Annotated in this window: 15 protein-coding genes; 9 read left to right on the top strand and 6 right to left on the bottom strand. The window is 41.3% G+C overall.

Annotated elements, in window-relative coordinates; translation table 11 throughout:
- The 4 genes from ACFFAP_RS10870 (at position 1) to ACFFAP_RS10885 (ending at position 3,042) form a co-directional block, all read left to right on the top strand.
- Positions 1–1,218 (top strand): tetratricopeptide repeat protein, encoded by a 1,218-nt coding sequence (locus ACFFAP_RS10870; protein ID WP_375511223.1) that lies wholly within the window; start codon positions 1–3, stop codon positions 1,216–1,218.
- The gene (locus ACFFAP_RS10875) at positions 1,211–1,549 is read left to right on the top strand and encodes a type II toxin-antitoxin system PemK/MazF family toxin (RefSeq protein WP_375511224.1); all 339 of its coding nucleotides are present in this window, start codon (positions 1,211–1,213) and stop codon (positions 1,547–1,549) included. The genes ACFFAP_RS10870 and ACFFAP_RS10875 overlap by 8 nt, the downstream gene beginning before the upstream one ends.
- Positions 1,550–1,680: 131 nt before the next feature.
- The gene (locus tag ACFFAP_RS10880) at positions 1,681–2,646 is read left to right on the top strand and encodes an acetamidase/formamidase family protein (RefSeq protein WP_375511237.1); all 966 of its coding nucleotides are present in this window, start codon (positions 1,681–1,683) and stop codon (positions 2,644–2,646) included.
- A 24-nt stretch (positions 2,647–2,670) separates the two neighbouring features.
- Positions 2,671–3,042: a TSUP family transporter gene (locus ACFFAP_RS10885; RefSeq protein WP_375511225.1), complete on the top strand. Its 372-nt coding sequence runs from the start codon at positions 2,671–2,673 to the stop codon at positions 3,040–3,042.
- 5 nt (positions 3,043–3,047) lie between these two features.
- On the opposite strand, the gene ACFFAP_RS10890 is transcribed toward ACFFAP_RS10885, so the two are convergent.
- Positions 3,048–3,674 (bottom strand): NADPH-dependent FMN reductase, encoded by a 627-nt coding sequence (locus ACFFAP_RS10890; RefSeq protein ID WP_375511226.1) that lies wholly within the window; start codon positions 3,672–3,674, stop codon positions 3,048–3,050.
- 202 nt (positions 3,675–3,876) lie between these two features.
- Between ACFFAP_RS10890 and ACFFAP_RS10895 the strand changes: the two genes are divergently transcribed.
- Positions 3,877–4,119, top strand: a complete 243-nt coding sequence (locus tag ACFFAP_RS10895; protein WP_375511227.1) for an AbrB/MazE/SpoVT family DNA-binding domain-containing protein — start codon at positions 3,877–3,879, stop codon at positions 4,117–4,119.
- A complete protein-coding gene (locus tag ACFFAP_RS10900) occupies positions 4,113–4,556 on the top strand; it encodes a type II toxin-antitoxin system PemK/MazF family toxin (protein WP_375511228.1) in 444 nt (147 codons plus the stop codon). The genes ACFFAP_RS10895 and ACFFAP_RS10900 overlap by 7 nt, the downstream gene beginning before the upstream one ends.
- Positions 4,557–4,574: 18 nt before the next feature.
- Here the strand turns inward: ACFFAP_RS10900 and ACFFAP_RS10905 are convergent, their stop codons facing one another.
- Positions 4,575–4,703, bottom strand: coding sequence for a hypothetical protein (locus ACFFAP_RS10905; protein WP_375511229.1), 129 nt, complete (start codon positions 4,701–4,703; stop codon positions 4,575–4,577).
- Positions 4,704–4,860: 157 nt separating this feature from the next.
- Here ACFFAP_RS10905 and ACFFAP_RS10910 point away from each other — a divergent pair, with 157 nt between their 5' ends.
- Positions 4,861–5,349 carry an NUDIX hydrolase gene (locus ACFFAP_RS10910; RefSeq protein ID WP_375511230.1) on the top strand — a complete coding sequence of 163 codons (489 nt, stop codon included), beginning with the start codon at positions 4,861–4,863 and terminating at the stop codon, positions 5,347–5,349.
- On the opposite strand, the gene ACFFAP_RS10915 is transcribed toward ACFFAP_RS10910, so the two are convergent.
- The 3 genes from ACFFAP_RS10915 to ACFFAP_RS10925 form a co-directional block, all read right to left on the bottom strand.
- Positions 5,346–6,080: an amino acid ABC transporter ATP-binding protein gene (locus tag ACFFAP_RS10915; protein WP_375511231.1), complete on the bottom strand. Its 735-nt coding sequence runs from the start codon at positions 6,078–6,080 to the stop codon at positions 5,346–5,348. The two genes, ACFFAP_RS10910 and ACFFAP_RS10915, sit on opposite strands and share 4 nt — an antisense overlap.
- Complete coding sequence (locus ACFFAP_RS10920; protein WP_375511232.1) at positions 6,073–7,560, bottom strand: ABC transporter permease subunit; 1,488 nt, start codon at positions 7,558–7,560, stop codon at positions 6,073–6,075. The genes ACFFAP_RS10915 and ACFFAP_RS10920 overlap by 8 nt, the downstream gene beginning before the upstream one ends.
- Before the next feature lie 118 nt (positions 7,561–7,678).
- Positions 7,679–7,855, bottom strand: coding sequence for a TetR/AcrR family transcriptional regulator C-terminal ligand-binding domain-containing protein (locus ACFFAP_RS10925; protein ID WP_375511233.1), 177 nt, complete (start codon positions 7,853–7,855; stop codon positions 7,679–7,681).
- On the opposite strand from ACFFAP_RS10925, the gene ACFFAP_RS10930 reads away from it, so the two are divergent.
- Positions 7,786–8,073, top strand: coding sequence for a hypothetical protein (locus ACFFAP_RS10930; protein WP_375511238.1), 288 nt, complete (start codon positions 7,786–7,788; stop codon positions 8,071–8,073). The two genes, ACFFAP_RS10925 and ACFFAP_RS10930, sit on opposite strands and share 70 nt — an antisense overlap.
- Here ACFFAP_RS10930 and ACFFAP_RS10935 read toward each other — a convergent pair.
- Positions 8,056–9,051 carry a 2-dehydropantoate 2-reductase gene (locus ACFFAP_RS10935; protein WP_375511234.1) on the bottom strand — a complete coding sequence of 332 codons (996 nt, stop codon included), beginning with the start codon at positions 9,049–9,051 and terminating at the stop codon, positions 8,056–8,058. The genes ACFFAP_RS10930 and ACFFAP_RS10935 overlap by 18 nt on opposite strands.
- 123 nt (positions 9,052–9,174) lie before the next feature.
- Here ACFFAP_RS10935 and ACFFAP_RS10940 point away from each other — a divergent pair.
- Positions 9,175–9,413: hypothetical protein (locus ACFFAP_RS10940; protein WP_375511235.1), on the top strand; the 239-nt coding region annotated here is incomplete at its 3' end.

The raw sequence follows: 9,413 nt of genomic DNA on the forward strand, positions 1-9,413 counted from the left end.
ATGCATAGCCTCCTTTTAGAACGCCCAAACCAAGCGAACACCGTCTACAAAAAACCCTTAGACATTAATCTTGACTTTTTAGCAGGCTCCTACAAAAGCAAAACAGTGCTAGCGAACTTAGAAGTTATTGATGAAGATATAGTTGCTAACTTAGACAAAGTACTGGAAATTAAACCAGATTTGTACGAAGCCTGGTATAACCGCAGTATTGCGCTGGTGAATTTAGGTAGCTTAGAAGAGGCGATCGCTAACTTGGACAAAGCTCTAGCAATTAAACCAGATTTATATGAAGCCTGGTTCAACCGGGGCATTATAGTGGGATGTTTGGAACAGTCAGAAGAAGCACTTGCCAGTTTCAACAAAGCCTTGGAGATTAGACCTAAGAAATACGAAGCATGGTTTAACCGAGGGATTACGCTGTATGACTTAGGACGTTTAGAAGATGCTATTGCCAGTTTCAACAAAGCCATTCAATTTAAATCTAACGATTACTGGAGTTGGTACAATTTGGGCATTGTACTTTATGACTTGGGACACTTTGAAGAAGCAACGAATAGTTTTGATAAAAGTATAAAATTGAACCCCAATATCTCGAAAGGCTGGTATTGCCGAGGTATTGCACTTGGACAATTAAAACGCTTGCCAGAAGCAATCATTAGCTTTGATAAAGCCTTAGAATTAAAACCGGATTGGTACGAAGCTTGGAAGTATCGAGGGATCACGCTAAGAAAGTTAGAACGCTTTCCAGAAGCAATTGCTAGTTTTCACAAAGCCATTACAATTAAGTCTGATGACTACGGAGATTGGAATAACCAAGGCTACATTTTGTTGAAGCTGAGACACTTTGAAGAAGCTATTGCTAGCTTTGACAAAGCTTTGGAATTAAAACCTGATTATGCAGATGTTTTTTACAATAAGGCATGTTGTTATGCGTTGCAGGGAGATATTGAACTAGCAATTGATAATTTACAAAAAGCTATCAATCTGAGTCCTGAGCAATATTTACAAATGGGAAAAAATGACTCCTATTTTGACATTATTCGAGAAAATGAGCAGTTTCAGGCTTTGATTCAGACAGAAAATGATTGGGAAGATGAAGAAGAAATAGATCAACAAGAATGGCTGAAAGCAGCAGCGAGTAATCCAGTCTTTGATTTTCTAAAAGATCCTGAAGAAGATATTTACACCTTAGCCGATGGAAAGCCATTCAATGACTAAGGGTAAAATTGTCCTCGTACCTTTCCCATTCGATGATTTATCAGCTATTAAATTGCGTCCAGCCATTTGCTTGACTAATCCAGTGGGATCTTACAAACATGTTATCCTTGCTTTCATCACCAGTAAGATTCCATCTGATTTGATGGAAACGGACATTGTATTGGATACCAGTCATCCTGATTTTGCTGCCAGTGGGTTAAATAAACCATCGACTATTAGGCTGGATCATTTGATGACAGTTCGTAAATCGGTGATTCAGCGTGAACTGGGTACATTGTCATCGGATATGCAAGATTTGATTGCTAAAATTCTGTGCAAGTTATTAACATAGCGCTTTTCTCTTTAATGCAACACGTGTTAGGGATGCTGTACCCCTACCAATGGTACACCAGTATGCTCAAGTCTTTTAACCCACCTATGCGACTTGCTCCTATATTGCACGCAACTAAAAACACAACAGCGATGACTCATTACATTTTAAAAGCCTCAAAAGAAACCGTGCATTTAGGTGGTTTCTCCCATCTGCTAGAACCAGCGCTCATTATTAATTCAGGTGATACGGTTGATGTGGAAACTTATACTGGTTACTACGTTTACGACAAAGCACCACCTGAGTTTCTCACACCAGAATTTCTCGACATCTGCCAAAATCTTCTACCAGAACGCAAAATTGCTGGGGGGCCGCATTTACTCACAGGGCCGATTTATGTGCGCGATGCCGAACCAGGGGATGTTTTAGAAGTACAATTAGATGCGATCGCACCTCGTTTACCCGTCGGCTTCAATGCCATTCGTACAGGTTGGGGAGCTTTACCACATCAGTTTCCTCAACCTGCTTTGAGATTCATTCCTCTAGATTTAGCAAATAATATCGCTGAATTTCCGGCGGGTACTGGTATAAAAATTCCCCTCAAACCGTTTTTTGGAATTCTTGGTGTCGCTACTCCAGAAACCTCTCGAACTTCTGTCCCACCAGGTTCTTACGGCGGTAATATCGACAACCGGGAATTGCAAGCTGGTTCTCGTTTATTTTTGCCGATTTTCGTAGCAGGTGCATTATTTTCTATTGGTGATGGACATTCGGCACAAGGAGACGGCGAAGTAAATGTCACCGCCATTGAAACTTCCATGAACGGTAGAATTACCCTCAAACTTCGCAAGGATTTACAACTGACAACACCAATTGCCGAAACTCCAACTCATATCATCACAATGGGCTTTGCTCAAACCTTAGATGAAGCCTTAGAACTGGCTTTAAAAAACATGATTGATTTTCTGGAACGCTTCATAAATTTGTCGCCAGAAGATGCTTATGTATTGTGTAGTTTAGCTATAAATTTTCATATCACTCAAGTTGTGAACAGTCCCCAAAAAGGTGTGCATGGAATGCTACCAAAATCAATCTTTTCCCAAAATATTAATTTGTAATTTGCAATCTAGCGACCATTTTTTATGTCTAATATCTTTATTCAACTGTTGTTAATCGGTTTAGTTTCTGGCGTTGCTGGCGGGATGTTTGGTATTGGTGGCGGCGCAATTATGATTCCGGCAATGGTATTAGTAATTGGTTTGGATCAGAAGTTAGCTACAGGAACTTCTGTGGCTGCTCAAATTTTGCCAATCGGCATCTTAGCAGCCTTAGTTTACCACCACAACGGTAATCTTAATATCAAATATGCTCTGATTATTGCAGTTGGTTTAATTGTGGGTAACTTGTTCGGGGCATTGTTTGCAAATCAGCCGTTTATTAGCACCGAGTTAATGAAAAAGCTGTATGGTATCTTTGTGTTAATGATAGGTATTCGTTATTTACTGTCAAATTAAAGACTTTAATTAAGCTTCAGCAATATATTTGTTAAGCCATCGCCTAGCTTTTCAATAGATTCTTGCTGTTTAGGATTTTTTAACGTGCCATCAGCATTAAAGGCTTCATAAACTTTGGGTACGGCTACCTGATCGGGAAGTACCAAAACTTTCATGTTTCCCAAGATAGACCGCAGGTGAACCAACCCCCGCAGACCACCAAGAGCGCCTGGGGAAGCGCTCATAATACTAGCAACTTTACCTACAAAAGCAGTCAAAGCCAAAGGCGCTTCATTTGCAGATGGACGGGATGCCCAGTCAATGGCGTTCTTCAAAACTGCTGTGAGGGAACTGTTATATTCAGGCGAAGCAATCAGCAATCCTTGATGAGAAATCATCAAGTCCTTAAAAGTGCGGGCGTTGGCAGGTAGCCCTTCTTGAGCTTCTAAATCTTCATCAAAAAGAGGTAAGGGCAAATCGCGGAGGTCTATATAAGTCACTTCTGCGCCTGCTGCCTTCGCACCAGCAGCCGCGATTTTTACCAATTTTTTGTTGTAAGAATCAATCCGGGTGCTGCCGGCAAAGGCGAGGATTTTGGGTGTAGATGCCATAGTTCTAGGTTGAATGGGAAGGATTAACCTGTTCAACTGCATTATCCTGTTTTCAGGCGATCGCTATTTGCTACCTTTAGATTTTCTTTATACATTCCCTCTTAGCTTACAAGGGGGTGTTGACACCCGCTAATCAAACCTGTATCTTCAAAGTATATACGTCAGACAAAGTTTTAAAAGTGTTTCACTCCGAAAATCTAAAGTTCGGGCGTGTAGATCGCTAACAAAATATTTGGAGATAGCTATGACGGCAGTTGTTGCTAAATGGGGAAATAGTTTAGCTATTCGGATTCCAAGAGCGATCGCTGAACAAGCACATATAACCGAAGGGACAGGTATAGAGCTTAGTGTGGAAGGTAACAATATTATAATTACACCACAAAAAAGAAAAAAGTATACCCTTGATGAGTTGCTTGAAGGTATGACTCCTGATAAATTTCATCCTGAATTTGAAACTGGAAACGCTTTGGGGAATGAAGATTGGTAGTTAATCCATACTTTCCCAAAAGAGGAGATATTATCAAATTAGAATTTGGAGCAACACAGCAGTTTACGGTTGATTCAATTCAGCGTGCATTTGCCCTCTACACATCAGGAATGTCATTTGATGACATTGCTAGGACAATGAACAATGAACTACAACAACAAGGGCGGGAGCAAATGGGCTACCGCCCTGTTCTTGTTATATCTCCAATTCAATACAATCGAATGGCTTCTTTAGTTTTAGTATGTCCTATAACCAGCAAGGCAAAAGGGCTTAGTTTTGAAGTTCCACTTGTTAAAGAAATGCAAACAAAAGGAGTTGTGTTAGCCGACCAAATTAAAACACTCGATTGGAAAGCTAGAAAGGTTAAATTTGTTGAAAGTGTTTCACAAGATTTAATAGAAGAAGTACAGGCAAAACTCGAAACATTGATTTTATAAAACTAATTTTATTTAAATTTAGAAGCGCGATGGCGTACACGCCCTTTCCGGTGGCGATCGCAACTTTAATTGCAACGTGAGTTGATGCATTACTCGACGCAGCATTTCTCGCTCTACTTCCGACTCCTGACTTCTGACTTCCACCAACTAGTTAATAAGTTGTAAGTTGAAGTCGGAAGCATTATTGCTTATCCTGGATCTTAGGTTGAATGGGAAGGATTAAACAGTTCAGCTGCATTATCCTGTTTTCAGGCGATCGCTATTTGCTACCTTTAGATTTTTTTTAGAAACTTTCTCTAAGATTATGGCGAATTGGTCAGATTCTTATCTCGGTAAGTTACGACAAGTTGTAGGCGATCGCCTACTTCTATTATTTGGCGCACGCGTGATTATCGAGGATAACTTGGGGCGCGTTTTATTGCAAAAGCGAAGTGATTTCAAACTTTGGGGGCTACCTGGTGGCTGTCCAGAAGTAGGTGAATCTGCCGAAGAATGTTCAGCACGAGAAGTTTTTGAAGAAACTGGTTTAACGATTAAGCGTTTTGCAGCTGTGGGGTTTTCTTCCAACCCAGCCTTTGAAACTGTAACTTATCCTAACGGCGATCGCGTCCAAACCTTCATTTTGATTTTGCGAGCTGTTGAATGGCAAGGCAGCCTCGCTTGCCTAGATGGAGAATCGCTGGCGCTAGAATTTTTTGATTTGGCAGACTTACCTACGTTAATGCCAAACGATCGCCCTGTTTTGGAAAAGTTTCAAGAATACAAAAAAAGCGGCAAATTCCTGATGTTCTAAAGCATTTTTTCCAAAAACTGTTTAGCGCGATCGCACTGAGGATTTTGGAAAAATTCGTTAGGAGTAGTATCTTCTGCTAAAATTCCCTGATCGAGGAACATAATCCGATTGGCAACAACTCTTGCAAAGCCCATTTCATGAGTAACGATCGCCATTGTCATTCCAGAAAGTGCTAAAGCTTTGATCACTTCCAGCACATCCTTAACCATTTCCGGATCTAGCGCAGAGGTGGGTTCATCAAACAAAATCATCTCTGGTTCCATTGCTAATGCACGGGCGATCGCTACTCGCTGTTTCTGTCCCCCGGATAGTTTGGACGGATAGACAGACACTTTTGATTCTAAACCTACCTTAGCAAGCAATTCTATGCCATGTTCTTGTGCTTTTTGCTTGTTTATTCCTTTCACCTTTATGGGCGCGTAGGTGACATTTTGCAGCACACTCATGTGGGGAAACAAATTAAAATGTTGAAATACCATCACCAAATGCTGACGCACCTTAGCGATGTTTGCTTTAGGCTTGGTAATTTCTTGCTCGTGAAAGTAGATTCTTCCTCTAGTGGGTTGTTCTAGCAAGTTTATGCATCGCAAAAAGGTAGACTTACCTGAACCAGAAGGGCCTAATATAGCAACTACTTCCCCCTGGTAAAACTCAGTGGAAATATCTTTGAGTACGTCGAGTTTGCCAAAGGATTTAGACAAGAATTCCGTGCGAATTATTACATTACTCACTTTCCCGTAACCTCCTTTCTAAAGCGGATGCACCTAAGGTCATACCCATTACCAAAACATAGTAGATTAACCCTGCAAATAGCAGTGGTTCAAAATAAATATACTTATTTGCACCAACGATTTGGGCGCTGCGTAATATTTCCACCACCCCAATGGTTGACACCAGCGCGGAATCTTTGAGCAATCCGATAGTTTCATTCACCAATGCGGGGAGAATATTCTTCAATGCTTGGGGCAAAATCACATCCCACATCATTAACCAATAGGGAACACCCATGGACATCGCCGCTTCACTTTGCCCTTTATCCACCGCCTGAATTCCACCTCTGATAGTTTCCGACATATAAGCGCCAGAATTCAGAGTAAAAGTTAGCACCCCAGCCTCCAATGCGGAAATGTCATAGCCTGTAAGCTGGGGTGTTGCGTAGTAAACCAACGCCAACTGTAATAACAAAGGTGTGCCTCGGAAAACAGAGGTGTAGGCATTAGCAACCCAGGTAAGCGGCTTGATGCCGAGAATTTTTAATAGAGACAAGATTGTTCCCCAGATTAACCCCAAGGTTACAGATAATAGCGTGAACAACAAAGTTAAAGGGATTCCCCGCAGAATAAAGGGAATGTCTGGAAGAATTCTGGTGAAGTCGAGATTCAATCCACCTTTGGCAGGAGTTGAAGATGCAGGATTGGCACTAATGTTCTGTGAAAACCACTTGGCGACAAGTTTATTCAATGTGCCATTGTCCTTCATTTGTTGAAGGACTTTGTTAAACGGTTCGACAAAAGAAGAACCTTTAGGAAAAGCGATCGCTGATCCACTTGCCTCCTCTGAGGGAATAGTATTAAATTCTAAATCTGGGTTAGCTTGGGCAAATCCCTTAGCGACAGTATCTTCAACAATTGCTGCATCAATTCGCCCAGATTTGATTTCTTGAACTACTTCCGGCACTTTGTTGAGTTGCTTTAACTGAATACCCGCAACTTTTTTAGCAATTTTCTGGGCATTTTGTTCTTGTATGGTTCCTAGTTGCACCCCAACTTTTTTTCCTGATAAGTCTTGGGGCTGCTTCAGATTGCTACCTTTAGGAGCGACAATCGTATCTTTAGCTTCGTAATAAATAATTGAAAAATCAATATTTTTTTGACGTTCTGGAGTCGGAGTCATCCCAGCCATGACAAAATCAGCGCGATTTGCTTGGAGTGCAGGAATTAATCCATTAAAATCGGATTCCATTATTTGAAGTTTAAACCCTAGTTTTTCAGCAAGGGTTTTGGCAATATCTATATCAAAGCCAACGATTTGGCGATCGCCTCCTTTGGTATCATAAAACTCATAAGGAGGATAATCTGGAGAAGTAATCATCGTCAGTGTATCTTTCCCTAAAGGTGAAGCAGCTTTTAGAGAATTACTATGTCCTGAAATGATGCTGATTCCTACTACTGTTAGAACCAGTATCGTTAATAGCCATACTTTTTTTTTCATGAACTTGATATTTCTTTAGAGACAGCCTCTAAGAAAAAAGGGTCATATTAGCAACTAGCCAAATATTTTAGTGGATCTATAAGTTTTGTGCAGAAGTTTTTGAATCTGTACTTATTTTTTAAACCACTTTATCTTTTAACAGAAAATTTAGAAGACGGCGAACATAAGCACCCCACGATTCAGCACCAGGTGGAAAAACTGATGCATAAAGCATAATACTGCTTATTGTGTCGAAGAATAAATCAGAATCGGCATCGGCTTGAAATTCACCTCGCTCCTTTGCACGTTTTAGCACAATCGCAAAAGCTTCCCGTCGAGGCTAACGTCATGGTGTGTGGTTATACAGTTCCATTTTTTTTTGAATTAGTGCGATTAATGCCAGAGTTGATTTCAATGTGGCGAAAAACTCGCAATCATCAGATTTTCGTCCCGTTTCTTAACTTTGAACCAATGTTAGACCGTTCACTGTTAGAAATTCGTCAAGAGTTTGACCTTTTACCTTTTATTAAATAGACTTTTTTGTTTAGTCGCCTCCAGCAACTTAACGCTGGCATAAATAGCATCAATATAAGGTGTGGGAATTTGAGTAAGTTTTCCCAATTCTGCCACCGCACCAACGATCGCGTCTATCTCCGTAGCGCGTCCAGCTTCAATATCTTGTAACATCGAGGTTTTATGAGCGCCAACATTTTCTGCGCCATTAATTCGCTGTTCTAAAGTAATGCCAAACTTTATACCCAAATTTTCGGCGATCGCTTGAGTTTCACTCATCATTTGCCACGCTAGTTCACGGGTGAGGGGATAGCGGCAAATATCCTCTAAAGTAGCACCAGTCAGGGCACTGATCGGATTAAATGCCACATTTCCCCACAACTTGATCCAAATTTCCGTGCGAATTTGATTGCGGATTGGTGCTTTAAATCCTGCCTGTTTTAAAGTTTGTGCTAATAATTGGATGCGTTCTGTTTTAGCACTGTCGATTTCACCCAGAGTAAAGCGATCGCCTTCAATATGCTTAATTACACCTGGTTCAATTATCTCAGTTGCCGGGTAAACAACACAACCGATAGCACGTTCAGCACCGATATTAGCTTCAATAATCCCATCTGGGTCAACAGATTGAATCTGCGTACCTTCATACTTACCGCCATACTTGCGAAAGTACCACCAAGGAACGCCATTTTGAGCTGTTACCACTATTGTGTGAGAATTGTAGAGTGCAGGTAGAGAAGGTGCGATCGCAGGGACACTGTGAGCTTTAACAGTTAAAATTACTACATCTTGCGTCCCTGCTGACTGAATATCACTAGTTGCCAGAAATGGAGTAGCAATTTGGCTAGAACCATCTGCCATAAGCAACTTCAGCCCATTTTTTTGAATTGCCTCCAAATGAGAACCACGAGCGATTAGCGTCACCTCTTCACCCGCTAGTGCCAGTTTTGCTCCTAAATATCCACCAATCGCACCCGCGCCAACAATACAGATTTTCATTTTGTCAAATTACTCATTACTTCTTATATCATGTCCGAGTAATTCGTGATGATTCCTAGTCATTGCACCCCATACGCCAGATGCTCCACTTGGGGAAACCTCTTCTCTACGAGACGCTTTGCGTTGGCGGAAGCCTCTCCAAGAGTTGACGCTAGCCTCTCCCTTCGAGAGAAGACCGCACTGGCTCCCCTTGCCAAAGGGCTACGGTGTATACACAAGTATTGGAAAGTTGCCCCACAGCTTTTTGATCCCCCCAACCCCTCTTGGAAAGCAAAGTTGTTTCATTCACTCATTGGCTCAAAAAAGACTTGTGTTGTGAACGAAAGTGGTTGTGTTGTGAACGAAAGTGGTTGTGTTGTGAA

This window comes from uncultured Nostoc sp. (genome assembly GCF_964245575.1).
GTDB lineage: Bacteria > Cyanobacteriota > Cyanobacteriia > Cyanobacteriales > Nostocaceae > Nostoc.